Genomic DNA, 15700 nt, shown 5'->3' on the forward strand with positions numbered 1-15700 from the left:
CGATTCAGTCGTCGCGCGAACCGCCAAACGCCGCGCAGCCCTGCTGCACCTGGCCGTTGACGCGCAACTGCGCGGTCATGTGTTGCAGGCTGCCGCTGACACTGTCGACGCAACGTTGCGGGGCCACCCACAGCTCAATGTGCTGGTTATCGGCTTCGGTCATCAGGTTGAAGCGGCCGTCACCGATTTGCTCTTCCACATAAGGCACCGCCAGGGGTGGCTGGCCTTCGCGCTCCAGCACCATGCCCTTGGCCGTCACGTTCATTGCCCAGGCTGGCTTGTGGCCATTGGCGCGCAGGATCATGCGTTTGAAGTCCGGATCGTCACAGGCCGCGGTCGACCGCTCGACACGGTACAACTGCTGCAGCTCCACTTCGCCCTGGGTGCCGGCGGCGACCCCGGAAAATTTGCCGCGCAGGTCGGCAAACAGTACGCCCTGCTGGCCGGCCAAAGAGGCCGCTTCCTGCAGGATGTTGGTGCCGCCGGTGTCCTTGACCAGGTAGTTGCGCTGATCGCGGCACGGCTGGAACAACAGCTTGCCACCGACCGCCGTGAGTTGCCCCTGCATGCGGGTCAGCCCGACGGTAGACGGCTTGGCCGGCTCGCTTTCGAACATCTGGCAAGCGGCGAACAAAGGAAGCAAGGCACATAAAGCGAGGGTACGGACGGCACGCATAAGGGGTCTCCAGACAAGTGCCGCCACGTTACGCAGGCTGGCGATGCATCACAAGCCCGCCTGCCAGCTTCAGGCGTTTCTGACAGACGTGGCATTCAACCCACGATGAATGTCTGACCCGTCTGCAAGCCTTCCACACTTTTGGCGTAGGCCAAGGCCACATCGGCGCCGCTGGCCGGTTTGTAGCCGCGGAAATAGGGTGCATAGCTGCCCATGGCCTCCACCAGCACCGTCGGGCTGACGGCATTGACGCGCAAGCCCCGTGGCAGTTCGATCGCGGCCGCTTTCACAAAAGCGTCGATTGCGCCGTTGACCAGCGCGGCCGACGCGCCGGTACGAATCGGGTCACGGTTGAGGATGCCGCTGGTCAAGGTGAACGACGCACCGTCGTTGGCGTATTCGCGGCCGATCAACAGCAGATTCACCTGGCCCATCAGCTTGTCACGCAGGCCCAGCTCGAAATCGCTTTCGCTCATGTCGCCCAGTGCCACGAAATTCACGCGGCCTGCCGCACACACCAGGGCATCGAACTTACCGGTCTGTTCGAACAGTTTGCGGATCGAGGCGCTGTCACTGATATCTACCTGAAAGTCACCGCTGTTGCGGCCGATGCTGATCACCTCGTGACGCTGGGCCAGTTCCGCCTTGACCTGCGATCCGACGGTGCCGCTGGCGCCAATCAATAGAATTTTCATGATGCAGTTACTCCAGGGGTCAATGAGGGTCCAGTCTAGGGTGGCTTTTCAGGTGAATAAACGTGCTAATAGGCAACCTTTGGTTTTCAATTGGAAACAATCCATGAGCGAGATGGATGACCTGGCAGCCTTTGCCGTGCTTATCGAAGCCGGCAGCTTTACCGTGGCGGCCGAGCAACTGGGCTGCAGTAAAGGGCAGTTGTCCAAGCGCATCAGCCAGTTGGAGGCGCAGTTTGGCGTGGTGCTGCTGCATCGCACCACCCGCAAACTGAGCCTCACGGCAGCCGGCGCGGCGTTGTTGCCGCAGGCCCAGGCGCTGGTGGTACAGGTGGATCGCGCCCGTCAGGCCTTGGCGCGACTCAAGGATGATTTGGCCGGGCCGGTGCGTATGACAGTTCCCGTTTCGTTAGGCGATACATTCTTCGATGGGTTGTTGCTGGAATTTTCCAGGCAGTACCCCCAGGTGCAGATCGAGCTGGAACTCAACAACAGCTACCGCGACCTGGCGCGGGACGGTTTTGACCTGGGGGTGCGTTCGGGCGCGCTTGAAAACCAGCGCCTGGTGGCCAGGCCGCTGCTGGCCTGGCACGAAATGACCTGTGCCAGCCCGGCCTATCTGGACCAGTACGGCGAACCCCAGACTCCCGCCGACCTGGCCGTCCACAACTGCCTGCTCAACAGCCACTACAGTGGCCGCGAAGAGTGGCTGTATCACCAACAACATGAGCTATTGCGCGTGCGGGTCAGCGGCACGTTCGCCTCCAACCATTACAATTTGTTGAAGAAGGCCGCCTTGGTGGGCGCCGGTATCGCCCGCCTGCCGTCCTACGTGCTGCCGGCGGAGTTGGCTGACGGCCGATTACGCTGGTTGTTGCGGGATTACCAGACGCGGAGCCTGCCGATGTACCTGGTGCATCCCTATCAAGGGGGTTGCCGCGTCGCACCCAAGTGCTGGCAGACTACCTGGTGGATTGGTTCAAGCGCAGCGGCGAGGCGTTGGATCGGCTTTAGCGATAGCGGCGTGCAATCAGTTGGTCGATGGACAAACGCCCCGGTCCCTTGGCGACCAACAGCAGCATCAAGGCGACCCAAGTGCCGTGGGTGGGGTAAGCGTCGGGGTAGACGAATAGCTGAATGACCAGTGTCATACCGATCAAGGCCAGGGCCGAGAAGCGCGTGGCGAACCCCACCAGGATCAGCACCGGGAAGAAGTGTTCGGCGAATGCCGCCATATGCGCGGCCACCTGCGGCGACAGCAACGGCACGTGGTATTCGCTGCGAAACAGCGGCAAGGTGGAGGCGGCAAGCCTGGGTTCGCCGAGCTGGAAGGTGCCGCTGACCAGGTCAATGGCAAAACCTTCAACCTTGGTTTGCCCGGACTTCCAGAACACGGCGGCAATGGAGAACCGTGCGATAAAGGCGATCAGGCTGTAGGGGATTTTTTCAAAAACGGCGATGACCTGTTTGATCAGGCACGAAGGGCGGATATTCATAGCGATACCTTTTGTTCTGGAAGGAGTTGAGTGATGGCGTCGTGGCTGATCAGCAGCGACAGGCATTGCTGCAGGTTGAAGTCGGCCGAGGCTTCGAGGGCCTGCGCCACGGCCATTTCCAATGCCGTGCCCTGGTTCAGACTGTCGATAAACGCCGCCGCGCCGCTGTCGATGGCAAACACCTTGACCTCCAGCCCGTGGCGCAAGACCAGTGCGGCTTGAGCATGCCAGGGGTTCAAGGTGGCCACGGCGCCCTCGACCTGGTGCGCTGCCCAAATCGCGACAATGGCGTAGGGCGAAGTGAGCGTGGCGAGGGACGGGTGCAGTTGCAGGCGCAGTTGCCCGAGGTCTGTTGAGCCTTGCAGTTGCTGGAGCACGCTGAGCGGGTCGAGTGGCCGGGCGTCCGCTGCGTGATAGGCGCGCACTCGATGGCGCTCCAGGCGTGCGATGTCCGCCAGGTAAGGCACGCTGGCGGCAGGTTTGAAGCCCTGGATGAAATCGGCGAATGTGCTGCCGTACTCGCTGATCAACGGGCTGCCGGGTGGCGATGTTTGTACGTAAACGCTGGCCATTGCGCGAAAAAATCATCGCCCACCAGTTGCAGGGTGACGGGGTAAGCAGCCACCAATGCGTTGATCAATGAGCTGTGCACATTGTTGCGGTACACCGCAAAGCGGCTTTGCGGGTCGGCTCCGTTGCTGCTGAACAGGCCGTCGGGGCAAGGCTGGTCGGGCGCCAACAAGGCGTTGGCAAATATGGTTTGAACGCTCATGAGCGTGCCTGCGTCAGATGCCATTCGGCCCGCCGGGCTTCGGTCATCAATACACCGAAGGCGGGCACGTGGTTGTCGCGCTCGATCAGCGTGGCCATCGGGCCGATGCGCGCCAGTACTTGCTCGTACAGATGCCATACGGTGCTGGCAACGGGCGCGCCGTGATCATCGATCAGCAGGCGATCACCCAGGCTGTCGGTGTCTTCGGCAAAACCGGCCAGATGAATCTCACCCACCGCGTGCAGTGGCAAGGCGTTGATGTAGGCCAACGGGTCGCGCTGATGGTTGATGCACGACACATACACGTTGTTTACATCGAGCAGCAGGCCGCAACCGGTACGTCGGATGATCTCGCTGAGAAACTCGGTTTCGTCCAGGGTGGAGCGTTGGAACTGCAGGTAGGTAGACGGATTTTCCAGCAGCATCCGTCGCTTGAGGGCACTTTGTACCTGGTCGACGTGGGCGCACACCCGGTCCAGGGTATCGGCGTCGTAGGCCAGGGGCAGCAGGTCATTGAGAAACACCTCGCCATGGCTCGACCAGGCCAGGTGTTCGGAAAAGGACTGAGGTTGATAGCGCTCGATCAGCCTGCTCAAACGTGTCAGGTGCTCGGCATTCAGCGGGCCTTCGCCGCCGATGGACAGGCCCACGCCGTGCAATGACAGCGGGTACTGCTCGCGGATCAACCCCAGGTAGTGATGAAACGGGCCGCCGGCCACCATATAGTTTTCGGCGTGCACTTCAAAAAAACCGATGTCGGGGCAGGTATGGAGCACTTCGCTGAAGTGCTCGCGCTTGAGCCCCAGCCCCGCCCGAGAGGGGAGGCCGGGCGCCTGGGCCTGGGAGACGGCTGTCGGGGATGAACGGGGCATCATCGGTGCTCAGGCTGTGGTGGCGGTTCAGGACTTGGCGGTGAAGGCCGCTTCCTGGCCAAAGCCGGTCGGCGAGGTGGAGCTTGGGGTTTGGGTGCAAGTACCGGCGGGGACCAGTTTCCAGGCGTTGGCCTGGTCTTTGGTTTTCGAGGTGCCGGCGCAGGAAGTGCCGGCGCCCGCGGCGCAATCGTTCTTGCCGGCTTCAGCGACGCCGAAGCATTTTTGCATGTCGTCGGCGGCGTGGGCGGTGCCTGTCAGGGCGGACAGGCTCAGGGCGGAACCCAGGGCCAGGACGAGGGTAGCGGCGGACAGTTTGGTGGTCATGGTGTTTCTCCAGCAGTGGTTGAATGCGCAGGCTCGATTGCCTGCATGCACCACTAGAGACGGGGGGACTGAGTTCGTTACAACCTCAGTCAAAAAAACTTCATAGCACACAAAACAAATGTGGGAGGGGCAACACCCCTCCCACATTTTTTGCGCCGGTATCTACAGCAACCGTGGGTTAACCGCCCAAATAGGCCTCGCGCACCTTCGGATCGGTCAGCAACTGCTCACCCGTGCCTTGCATCACTACCCGGCCGTTTTCCAGTACGTAGGCGCGGTCGGCGATTTTTAGCGCCTGGTTGGCGTTCTGTTCCACCAGAAACACGGTCACACCGTCTTTGCGCAGCTGTTCGATGATGTCGAAAATCTGCTGGATGATGATCGGCGCCAGGCCCAGGGACGGTTCGTCCAGCAGCAACAGCTTGGGTTTGCTCATCAGTGCGCGGCCGATGGCGAGCATTTGCTGCTCGCCGCCGGACATGGTGCCGCCGCGTTGGCTGAAGCGCTCCTTGAGCCGGGGGAACAGGTGCAGCACCTTGTCCATCTGCTCTTGGTAGTCGCCCTTGTCGGTGAAGAACCCGCCCATGGCCAGGTTCTCTTCGACGGTCAGGCGCGAGAACACACGACGGCCTTCCGGCACCACCGCAATGCTCTTGCGCATGATCTGCGACGACTGCTGGCCCACCAGTTCTTCACCCAGGTAGCGGATGCTGCCGCTGTGCGCCTGGGGCGAACCGCACAAGGTCATCAGCAGGGTGGACTTGCCGGCGCCGTTGGCGCCGATCAGGGTCACGATCTCACCCTGGCGCACTTCCACATTGACGCTGTGCAGGGCCTGGATCTTGCCGTAAAAAGTGGAAACGTTTTCGAATTGCAGCATTTTACGCTTCCCCCAAATAGGCTTTGATCACTTCAGGATTGTCGCGGATCTGCTCCGGCGTCCCGTCGGCCAGTGGCGTGCCCTGGTTGATCACCACGATATGGTCGGAAATGCTCATGACCAGTTTCATGTCGTGTTCGATCAACAGCACCGTGGCGTTGTTTTCCTCACGCAGCACGCTGATCAGCGCCTTGAGGTCTTCGGTTTCCTTGGGGTTCAGGCCGGCGGCCGGTTCGTCGAGCATCAGGATCCGCGGGCGGGTCATCATGCAGCGGGCGATTTCCAGGCGACGTTGCTGCCCATAGGCCAGGGTGCCGGCAGGGCGGTTGGCAAACTCGGTGAGGTTGACCTTGTCCAGCCAGTACTCCGCATATTCCATGGCCTCGCGCTCGCTTTTGCGGAACGCGGGGGTCTTGAACAGGCCGGCGAAGAAGTTGGTGTTCAAGTGACGGTGCTGGGCGATCAGCAGGTTTTCGACCGCCGTCATGTCCTTGAACAACCGCACGTTCTGGAAGGTCCGCACCACGCCCTTGCGGGCGATCTCGTGACCGGCCAGGCCCTGGATCGGCTGGCCGTCCAGCAGGATGCTGCCGCCGCTCGGCTTGTAAAAACCGGTGAGGCAGTTGAACACCGTGGTTTTGCCCGCGCCGTTGGGGCCGATCAACGCAACCACTTGTTTCTCTTTCACGGTCAGGGCTACGCCGTTGACCGCCAGCAAGCCGCCGAAGCGCATGCTCAAGTTTTCGACTTTCAGGATCTCGCGGCTCATTTGCGCAGCTCCATGTGAGGACGTTGCATGGGCAGCAGGCCTTGAGGGCGCCAGATCATCATCAGCACCATCATGGCGCCGAACATCAACATGCGGTATTCGCTGAACTCACGCATCATTTCCGGCAGCAGGATCATCACGATCGCGGCCAGGATCACGCCCAGCTGTGAGCCCATGCCACCCAATACCACGATGGCGAGGATGATCGCCGACTCGATAAAGGTGAACGACTCCGGGGTCACCAGGCCCTGGCGAGCCGCGAAGAAGCTACCGGCGAAACCGGCGAACGCAGCACCCAGGGTGAACGCGGAGAGCTTGATGATGGTCGGGTTCAGCCCCAGCGCGCGGCAGGCGATCTCATCTTCGCGCAGCGCTTCCCACGCACGGCCGATTGGCATGCGCAGCAGGCGGTTGATCACGAACAGGGCGGCCAATGCCAGCAACAGCGCCACCAGGTACAGGAACACCACTTTGCTCACCGGGTTGTAGGCGATCCCGAAGTACTCGTGGAAGGTCTGCATGCCTTCAGCGGCGCTGCGGTCGAACGACAGCCCGAAGAACGTTGGCTTGGGGATGCTGCTGATGCCGTTGGGGCCACCGGTGATATCGGTGAGGTTACGCAGGAACAGGCGAATGATCTCGCCGAAGCCCAGGGTCACGATCGCCAGATAGTCACCGCGCAGACGCAGCACCGGGAAGCCCAGCAGGAACCCGAACGTGGCGGCTGCCATGCCGGCCAATGGCAGGCAGATCCAGAAGCTCCAGCCCAGGTAGTGCGAGAGCAGCGCGTAGGTGTAGGCACCCACGGCATAGAAGCCCACATAACCCAGGTCAAGCAGGCCGGCCAGACCCACCACGATGTTCAGGCCCAGGCCCAGTAACACGTAGATCAGGATCAGGGTGGCGATGTCGACGGCGCCGCGCGAGCCGAAGAACGGCCAGATCAGCGCGGCCACGATCAGGCCGATGATGATGTAGCGCTGGGTGCGCGGCAGGGTCAGGAATTGGCTGACCTTGGGCGACACCAACGGAGCGCGGTTGCCCTTGAACAAGGCACCGACCTGCTGGGTGAATAGCACACGCAGGAACATCAGCACCGAGCACAGGGCAATGATGGTCAGGGTCACGGGACCTGTGCCATGCACTTCAAGGTTGATCCCGACAATGCTCAGCTTGAGGCCGAGTACCGGGAAGGCCACGGCCCACACCAGCAGGGCGCTGAAGAACGCCGATTTAAGATATCTGCTCATACTTTCTCAACCTCCGGACGGCCCAGGATGCCGGTCGGACGGAACAACAGCACCAGAACCAACAGGCCGAACGCCACGACGTCCTTGTACTGGTCGCCGAAGATATCGGCGCCGAACGCTTCGGCCACACCCAGCACCAGCCCGCCGAGCATCGCGCCCGGGATACTGCCGATGCCGCCCAATACCGCCGCAGTAAAGGCCTTGAGGCCTACCAGGAAACCGGCGTTGGGGTTGATCACCCCGTACTGCATGCTCAGCAGTACCGCCGCGACGGCTGCCAGCGCGGCGCCGATCACGAAGGTCAGGGCGATGATGTTGTTGGTGTTGATGCCCAGCAGGTTGGCCATCTTGATGTCTTCAGCGCACGCCCGGCAGGCGCGCCCCAGACGGGAGCGGGAGATGAACAGGGTCAGGCCGAGCATGGCCACCAGGGTGACGACGAAGACCAGCACTTGCATGTAGGAAATCAGGACTTCTTCCGCGCCACCCGGGCCGAAGGAGAAGCTCCCCGGGATCAGGTTGGGGATGGATTTATCCTTGGAGTCCTGGGACAGCAATACGGTGTTCTGCAGGAAAATCGACATGCCGATGGCGGAAATCAACGGGATCAAACGGTTGCTGCCACGCAGGGGGCGGTAGGCAACGCGCTCGATACTGTAGCCATAGGCACTGGTCACGACGATCGACGCAAGGAACGCGGCGGTCATCAACAGCGGCAGGGAGTGGATACCCATCATGGCCAGCCCGGCAAGGGCGATGAAGGCCACGTAGGAACCAATCATGTACACCTCGCCATGGGCGAAGTTGATCATTCCAATGATGCCGTAAACCATTGTGTAGCCAATGGCTATCAAGGCATAGGTGCTGCCAATGGTCAGGCCATTAACCAGCTGTTGGAAAAAATGATAGATCTCAGGCATTACAGCGCTCCTAAAAACCCGATACGCATTTCACTGGTGGAGTCATGTTCCGGCCCCGTGCTGTGTTCTGTGAGCACATTTGCACAAAGCGTTTGCCAGCGAACCGCTGGTGACGGTTTTAAGATTTTCAGGTGAGCCAGCGCCCGGATCGCGGGTGACAGGCCCATAAACCTCGTAAAACAAAGCCCACTGCTTTCACAGTGGGCTTGTAGGGCCAGTAACGCCTGGCTTACTGAGGGGAAACTTCGGTTTTAGGTTTGCCGAAGTGCCATTCGTAGACCACGAACTTGAAGTCCTTCAGGTCGCCCTTGGCGTCGAAGCTCAGGTCGCCGGTTGGGGTCTTGAAGGTACCGGCGTGAATGGCTTCGGCCACTTTGGCGGTGTCTTCGCTCTTGGCTGCCTTGATACCACCGGCGATGACTTCAATGGCCGAGTAGGCCGGGAATACGAACGGACCGGTTGGGTCCTGCTTGTTCTTGGCGAACTCTTCAACGATGGCTTTGTTGGCAGGGTCGGTGTCGAAGGACTTCGGCAGGGTGACCAGCAGGCCTTCGGAGGCGTCTTGGGCGATTTGCGAGATGGAGTCGTTGCCGACGCCCTCTGGGCCCATGAACTTGGCGTTCAGGCCTTTTTCCTTGGACTGGCGCAGGATCAGGCCCAGCTCTGGGTGGTAGCCGCCGTAGTAGACGAAGTCGACGTTGGCTTGCTTGAGTTTCTGGATGATCGAGGAGAAGTCCTTGTCACCGGCGTTCAGGCCTTCGAAGACGGCAACCTTCACGCCTTTCTTCTCAAGGGTCTGCTTGACGGCGGTGGCGATACCTTCACCGTATTGTTGCTTGTCGTGCAGCACGGCAACGATTTTCGGCTTCACGTGGTCGGCGATGTAGTTGCCGGCCGCCGGGCCCTGGGCGCTGTCGAGGCCGATGGTACGGAAGATCAGCTTGTAGCCACGGGAAGTAATCTCCGGGCTGGTAGCGGCAGGAGTAATCATGATGACGCCTTCGTCTTCATAAATATCCGACGCGGGCTGAGTGGAGCTGGAGCAGAGGTGACCGACCACGAACTTGACGCCGTCGTTGACCACTTTGTTGGCCACGGCAACGGCTTGTTTAGGATCGCAAGCGTCGTCGTATTCCTTGGCTTCAAGCATCTTGCCGTCAACGCCGCCCTTGGCGTTGATGTCGGCGATGGCTTGTTTGGCACCCATGAACTGCATGTCACCGTATTGCGTTACAGGACCGGTCTTGGGGCCGGCGATGCCGATCTTGATGGTGTCAGCTGCGAACGAATGGCCGGCAACCCCAGCCAGGACCATAGCGGCAAACAGTTTGGAAATCTGCTTAGTAGCCTTATTCATAGTGCTCCACTCTTACTGTTGTATTTTTTATAGTTCTAGCGGCCTCGTGAGCTGCTGAACCGGATCAGATATCTCGGATATCCCCCCGGCAGTGCCCTGGCAACTGTACCGGTACAGTGTAGAGCGCCGGTTGATCGCTTGAAAAGCTGGCTGCTGGGGGCAAAACCCGGGTGTGTCGCATAAATGAAAGAAAGAGACAGAATAGCGGCGGGGTGGTGCCAGACTTTCGGGCAATCCTTGGCGTTCCTGACACTTTCTCTCGATGACTCATTTGCAACTGGGTTTTTCTACCTGGGCTGCGACGTTATGATTGCGCCGATTTTTTCCCAAGGTGGATTCCCATGACGCAAGAACCTAGCACCCTCTATGCCAAGCTGCTCGGTGAAACCGCCGAAATTTCCTGGAAGGAGCTTGAACCGTTCTTTGCCAAGGGTGCCCTATTGTGGGTCGACGCCGGTCTGGATTTGATCGAGGCGGCCGAAGGAATGGCCGAGGATAACCGCGACAAAGTCGCCGCCTGGCTGGCCGCCGGGAGCCTTGGCGAAGTGTCTGCCACGCGGGCATTGGACCTGGTTGAGCGCGATCCGAGCCTGTGGGCGGTGGTGGTTTCGCCGTGGATTCTGATCCAGGAAAGGGCAGCGTAAGAAAAGTCCGCACGAAAAAGGTGCGTGATCCTGGTGCGGCAAGTGTGTAGCGGAGTAACCGCCGAGCCCGTGATGGCACCTTGCCGTAGAGAAAGGTCACAGGTCAGGGTGACGTAAACGTCACGGGAACAGTTACAAGAGCGGCCGAGACGGCGGGCAATTGTTTCCAAGTATTCCAGGCTGAGAAAATCAGTTGCCGGGTCTAGCGCCCGTTCGCGAACAAGCCCGCGCCCCCACATGACCGAATCTCAGTGCACATGCGGTCAGGTAGGGGCGCGGGCTTGCTCGCGAACGGGCGCTTTGGTCTAAGCGGTCTTGCCCGTATGGTTATTCAGCGAAATAACCTTGGTCTTGCCGATGCGATGACGGTAAATCTCGCGCAGGTACTTAATCGCCTTCTTCACGCAATCGCGTGACAGGCGAATGTCATTGATCGACACAAACTTGTCTTTGTCGTTGATCAGCTCGCGGTACTTCTTCTCATACATCGGCTTGATCGCATACCAGTTGGTGTCGAGGATCTTGGCCGGGTTCTCGAATTCGTTGAGCAACTCGTCGATGCGGTCTTCATCGAAGTCCTCATGGATGATGAAGTCCAGGATCGAGTTGTCCAGCGTATCGTCGAAGCGGTACGGGTTACGGGCGAAGCAGCGCTTGATAAAGGCCACGATCAGCGTCAGGAAATCATCCGACAGGCAGGGGCTTTTGGCGATCAGGGTGGTCAGCGAAAGGTTGGCCGACGCGCCGATCACCAGCGCGTAACGTTTGAGCGTGGTGTTGGGGAACAGGCTGTTGAGGTGGGTCTTGAGCCGGTTCAGGTCCATATAGGACAGCTTGTAGTCCTTGGGCAGCGAGACGATGGACACCACCGACGAGCAGTTCTTGAAGAAGTGCAGGTCGTGCAGCGCCGCCGCGTCGTAGCCGGAGTTCTTGTACTGCTCCAGAGACGCCTTGTAACGCTTGGATTCGATCGGCAACAGGCTGATGCCTTCGATGGCCTGGGTGACCTTGTTGAAGTGCGGCAAGTCGATGGAGCGGAAGAACAGGTCGTCGATGTTCAGGCGCTGCGGCTCTTTTTCGAACACTTTGAACTTGTCATTCGACGGCGCCGGGGTTTCCGGGACGACGGATTCGGCGTAGGCAATTGCCACCGGGCCCGCCAGGCTCATAAACAGGTCGTTGGCATCCAGACGGATGGTTTCGCCGATGTCGATGCCGGCGCGACGGAAGTAGTTCTGGTCGTAGTCGGTGGTCACGGCCTGGGCGGTGAGAATGTTGAAGATCTGTTGGGAGATGTACTGGTTGGCGTGTTTTTCCATGGCATTGACGTCAATGTTCTGGATGTTGCCGTCATCGCTCTCTTCGGCGTACCGCATGATGTCGTTGGAAATCAGCATCATCGCGTTCCACGGGCGGATACGGCCTTTCACGCTGGCTTCGCTGCTGTCTTCATTGGCGAAGTTGTACGAGAAGTCCCATTCCTCCGACAGGTACTTGCACAGCAGTCGCCCGGCGTTGATGTGCAGCGCCTCGGACATTTCACTGCGGTGATCGGAAATATTCGGCAGCACGCAGATGCCGCTGGTAAAGATCGGCTCGAACACAAATGCGTGGCCGCTCTTGCTGTCGTGCTCGTCGGCGGGCTTGGTGTCGAACGTTTTGTTCATGTACGAGTGCTGCTGGGCCAGGCCGAACTCCGAGGCCATGCCCGAGCCGGTACCGCCGCCGGCGCTGAAAATCGAAAAATACAGGCGCGACTGGTTGGCCTTGATGCCGCACGAGTCGATCAGGTACGAGTGGATCATCTTCCAGTCGGGGCTGGAGAAGCGCTGGGTGTCTTTGTTGAGGATGATCTTGGCCAGGTACTGGCCGAGGATCGGCGCGTTACCGGCGCCGCCGGCATGGACTTCGGAGAGGTCCATGATTTTCATCTTGCTGTAGTCGCGCAGGAACCCGCTTTTTTCGCCCTTGCGCGAAAAGCGGATGCGCCCGGCAATGTCTTTGTCCAGGTCGCCCAGCATCACCAGTGGCTCCACCAGGAACACCGGTTTGCTGGGTTTGCCGCCGCCCAGGCGCAGGTTATTGCGGATCCACTGGGTGGGGCTGTAGCCCTGGGTCTTTTTAAATTGAAGTTTGTCTTCGTTACTGAATTCGTTCAGGTAGAACTTGCGCGCGTTATAGACCAACTCCGCCACGTCCAGCGCAATGTTGGAACCGCAGCGGCCCAGGCCGATCAGGCACACCGAGGGAAATTCCTGTTCGCTGCGCGGATCGCTGTCGCCTTCAAGATGGGGCGGGCGCGGGAACACCATGTCGCGCAGGCCGTCGAGGTTGTCGAGGATGCGGTCAGTATTGGTTTCGGTGAAGTACAGGTACTGCTGGGTGGCCAGCGGGCGTGTGGTGCTCAATGACTTTGAACCTGAGGGTTTGTCCGCAGGAGCTGTGGGCAACACGTCGGATACCACGGTGGCAGGGTTATTTTTAGAAGTCATTGTGCGCCATGTGCCTGGGCGGATGGCTGAAAAGAATCAAATGGCCATCACGGAATGGGTGTTCGCGACTTTGCAGTGCGTCCTTGTCCGGCGTGTTCGGGCGTGTCCCTGTGTTCTCAAGGAAAACCTGGCCGGACTCTGATGAATCGGCCGTTTGTCGGCGATCTTTAGCTAACTGATGGCGAAATGCCAAAGTTTGGGCGTCAGCGTATTGGCCGGACGATGAAAGCACCGCTTCGACCAGGGGCTGGCTCGCTTGGCGAACGCGCCTTTTGGGCACCCGCCGTAGCGAGCGAACGAAGCGGGTTGTGTCTGTCGATGCCTTGCATTACGCCAATAATGTCACTGACGGGCACCGCCGGGCTCAGTAGATAGCCTTGAATGAAATCACAGCCGTGGTCATGCAATAGCTCGAACTGGGCCTGGGTTTCCACGCCCTCGGTCACGACCCGCAAGTGCAGGGTGTGGGCGATGCCGATAATCGCCTGGACGATCTCGAGGTCAGCGCTCGACTTGGGAATGTCTTGGATAAACGATCGATCGATCTTCAACATGTTGAGCGGAAGGCGCTTGAGGTAGGCGAGCGAGGAGTAACCGGTACCAAAGTCATCGATGGCCAGCGACACGCCCAGGGCGCGGAGTTGGCGCAGCAACGCGAGGGTGCTGCTGATATTTCCCATCAAGGCGTTTTCAGTGACTTCCAGTTCCAGGCGGTTTGCAGCGATCCCGCTGAAGCGCAGGGCATCTTCGATTTCGTCCGCCAGTTCATCACGGGCCAGGTTCAGGGCCGAGCAATTTATGGCCATCGTCAGTTCGGTGTAACCCTTGTCGGAGAGCAGGCTCAAGTCATGACAGGCCTGGCGCAGGACCCAGTGATCCAGTTCAGCGATCAACCCATTGCTTTCGGCGATGCCGATAAAGCGGTCCGGGGCCAGCAAACCATGCTGCGGGTGCTGCCAGCGCACTAAGGCTTCCAGGCGCGTTACCTTGCCCAGTTGCATGTCGAAGATCGGTTGGTAAAACAGCACCAGTTGTTTCTGGGTGTGCAGGGCACTGCGCAGCTCTTCTTCCAATTGCAGCTCGAGGAAGGCCCGGGTCTTCAGGTTGGAGCTGAAGAAATGCAAGCTGTTACGCCCGGCGTCTTTGGACTGGTACAGCGCCATGTCGGCGGTTTTGAGCAGTTCTTCGCAGGTCTGGCCGTCGTCGGGAAACAGGCTGATGCCAATACTGGTGGTCATCACCATGCGGCGGCCGGCCAGTTCGACCGGCTCTTTCATTTTTTGCAAAATGCGTTGAGCCAGGTGCCGGGCTTCGTCGCGGTGGTGAATGCTGATCAGGATGCAGAATTCATCGCCGCCAAACCGTGCGACTACGTCCGCATGGCTTCGCACAGAGCCTTTGATATGGCCGGCCAGTACGGTGAGCAGTTGGTCACCGGCGTCATGACCGAGGCTGTCGTTGATACGCTTGAAGTGGTCGATATCGAGGAAGATAACCGCCAGCATGCCACCTGAAACGGTTTTTTCCGCGATTTTCTCTGCAAAAATCTGGTTGAAGCCTCGGCGATTGAGCAAATCGGTCAGCGCGTCGTAATGCGCGACCTGTTGCAGTGAGACGCGGGCCTGGTCCAGTTCGCTGAGCAGCGTATTGACCCGACGCAGGTCGCGCTCCTTGTGTTGCAGCTTCTTGTCCGCCAGGGCCGCGCTGATGCTGCTGCCGATCACCAGCAGGGTGATCACCGCCACCGACAGGCCTAGTTGCGTGGGGTTATCGGCCAGGGGCAATGATAGGTCCGCCCCGTCCGGCACCAGCATCTGCATGGCGGCCATGCCGGTGAAATGCATGCTCAGAATGCCCGCGCCCAACACCAGGCTGGCGGCGTATTTGAGCAATTGATGAAACATGCCCGCGCCGGTGCGCAGGTAGCTCGACAACAATAGCGCGGCCAGGCTGGCCCCAATGGCGATAACCACTGAGGCGAAGAAGCGCCCGGTCTCAAAATACACCAGGGCCTGGGAGCGCATGGCCGACATACCGACGTAATGCATCAAGGCAATGCCCAGCCCCATCCACAGCGATGCCAGCAGGTATTGATGCAGCTGCAGGTTCGTATGGCTGAGGGTGCGCATGGCGAACAACGAGGCGATCAGGGCGATGACCAGCGAGGCGAACGTTGTGATCAATTCGTAATGAATGGCGATGGGCGCCTGGAGGGCCAGCATGCTGATGAAGTGGGTGGACCAGATACCGCCTGCCAGGCAGCTGGCACCGAGCCAGCGCCAGTGGCGACGGGCGGTGGGGTCTTCGACATGGCCGACCCGCTCAGCCATGTCCAGCGTGCCGAAGCCAGCTGCGCAGGCGACCAAATAAGCCAGCAGCACCAGAAAAGGGTTATGGCTGCAATTGAGCAATAAGTGCCCGTTTTCTGGAAGGTCGGTGAAAAAAATCAGCCCCAGCCATTCCATAGCACGCCCCGTCATAGCTCCCACGTCACTGCCTAGGGCGGTGACCTATGGGCTCGAGTATAGAAGCCGCGCGGGATTTTCCACGGATAAT

At 59.8% G+C, this 15700-nt stretch carries 13 protein-coding genes and 2 pseudogenes; 2 read left to right on the forward strand and 13 right to left on the reverse strand.

Features of this window, described 5'->3' with window-relative positions:
* Window positions 1-4: 4 nt before the first annotated feature.
* On the reverse strand, window positions 5-676 hold the full coding sequence (locus AB4O25_RS25290; RefSeq protein WP_017529646.1) for a COG3650 family protein: 672 nt from the start codon (window positions 674-676) through the stop codon (window positions 5-7).
* 95 nt (window positions 677-771) lie between these two features.
* Entirely contained in the window at window positions 772-1371 is a 600-nt protein-coding gene (locus AB4O25_RS25295; protein WP_065877138.1) for a short chain dehydrogenase, read from the reverse strand.
* Between the two features lie 103 nt (window positions 1372-1474).
* On the opposite strand from AB4O25_RS25295, the pseudogene AB4O25_RS25300 reads away from it, so the two are divergent.
* Window positions 1475-2382, forward strand: a pseudogene (locus tag AB4O25_RS25300) (LysR family transcriptional regulator).
* Here the strand turns inward: AB4O25_RS25300 and AB4O25_RS25305 are convergent.
* From AB4O25_RS25305 to AB4O25_RS25345, 9 genes and pseudogenes are all read right to left on the reverse strand, one after another.
* On the reverse strand, window positions 2379-2864 hold the full coding sequence (locus AB4O25_RS25305; protein ID WP_017529643.1) for a DoxX family protein: 486 nt from the start codon (window positions 2862-2864) through the stop codon (window positions 2379-2381). The pseudogene AB4O25_RS25300 and the gene AB4O25_RS25305 overlap by 4 nt on opposite strands.
* A pseudogene (locus AB4O25_RS25310) lies at window positions 2861-3636 on the reverse strand (HvfC/BufC N-terminal domain-containing protein). The gene AB4O25_RS25305 and the pseudogene AB4O25_RS25310 overlap by 4 nt, the downstream one beginning before the upstream one ends.
* Window positions 3633-4511, reverse strand: coding sequence for an MNIO family bufferin maturase (gene bufB, locus AB4O25_RS25315; protein WP_017529641.1), 879 nt, complete (start codon window positions 4509-4511; stop codon window positions 3633-3635). Before bufB ends, AB4O25_RS25310 begins: the two are co-directional and overlap by 4 nt.
* Before the next feature lie 24 nt (window positions 4512-4535).
* Window positions 4536-4832, reverse strand: coding sequence for a BufA1 family periplasmic bufferin-type metallophore (locus AB4O25_RS25320; protein ID WP_017529640.1), 297 nt, complete (start codon window positions 4830-4832; stop codon window positions 4536-4538).
* A 178-nt stretch (window positions 4833-5010) separates the two neighbouring features.
* Window positions 5011-5712, reverse strand: coding sequence for an ABC transporter ATP-binding protein (locus AB4O25_RS25325; protein ID WP_460150121.1), 702 nt, complete (start codon window positions 5710-5712; stop codon window positions 5011-5013).
* Window position 5713: 1 nt separating this feature from the next.
* A complete protein-coding gene (gene livG, locus AB4O25_RS25330) occupies window positions 5714-6481 on the reverse strand; it encodes a high-affinity branched-chain amino acid ABC transporter ATP-binding protein LivG (protein WP_016975067.1) in 768 nt (255 codons plus the stop codon).
* The gene (locus AB4O25_RS25335) at window positions 6478-7731 is read right to left on the reverse strand and encodes a high-affinity branched-chain amino acid ABC transporter permease LivM (RefSeq protein ID WP_003172374.1); all 1254 of its coding nucleotides are present in this window, start codon (window positions 7729-7731) and stop codon (window positions 6478-6480) included. Before AB4O25_RS25335 ends, livG begins: the two co-directional genes overlap by 4 nt.
* Complete coding sequence (gene livH / locus AB4O25_RS25340) at window positions 7728-8651, reverse strand: high-affinity branched-chain amino acid ABC transporter permease LivH (RefSeq protein WP_065877136.1); 924 nt, start codon at window positions 8649-8651, stop codon at window positions 7728-7730. Before livH ends, AB4O25_RS25335 begins: the two co-directional genes overlap by 4 nt.
* A 229-nt stretch (window positions 8652-8880) precedes the next feature.
* A complete protein-coding gene (locus AB4O25_RS25345; RefSeq protein WP_017530445.1) occupies window positions 8881-10008 on the reverse strand; it encodes a branched-chain amino acid ABC transporter substrate-binding protein in 1128 nt (375 codons plus the stop codon).
* A 341-nt stretch (window positions 10009-10349) separates the two neighbouring features.
* Between AB4O25_RS25345 and AB4O25_RS25350 the strand changes: the two genes are divergently transcribed.
* On the forward strand, window positions 10350-10652 hold the full coding sequence (locus AB4O25_RS25350) for a DUF2288 domain-containing protein (RefSeq protein WP_017530446.1): 303 nt from the start codon (window positions 10350-10352) through the stop codon (window positions 10650-10652).
* Between the two features lie 305 nt (window positions 10653-10957).
* Here the strand turns inward: AB4O25_RS25350 and AB4O25_RS25355 are convergent, their stop codons facing one another.
* Together AB4O25_RS25355 and AB4O25_RS25360 are read right to left on the reverse strand one after the other, a co-directional pair.
* On the reverse strand, window positions 10958-13144 hold the full coding sequence (locus tag AB4O25_RS25355; protein WP_017530447.1) for a hypothetical protein: 2187 nt from the start codon (window positions 13142-13144) through the stop codon (window positions 10958-10960).
* A gap of 203 nt (window positions 13145-13347) precedes the next feature.
* Window positions 13348-15609: a putative bifunctional diguanylate cyclase/phosphodiesterase gene (locus tag AB4O25_RS25360; RefSeq protein WP_460151002.1), complete on the reverse strand. Its 2262-nt coding sequence runs from the start codon at window positions 15607-15609 to the stop codon at window positions 13348-13350.
* Between the last annotated feature and the right edge of the window lie 91 nt (window positions 15610-15700).

The organism is Pseudomonas sp. S3_A03, from assembly GCF_054668275.1.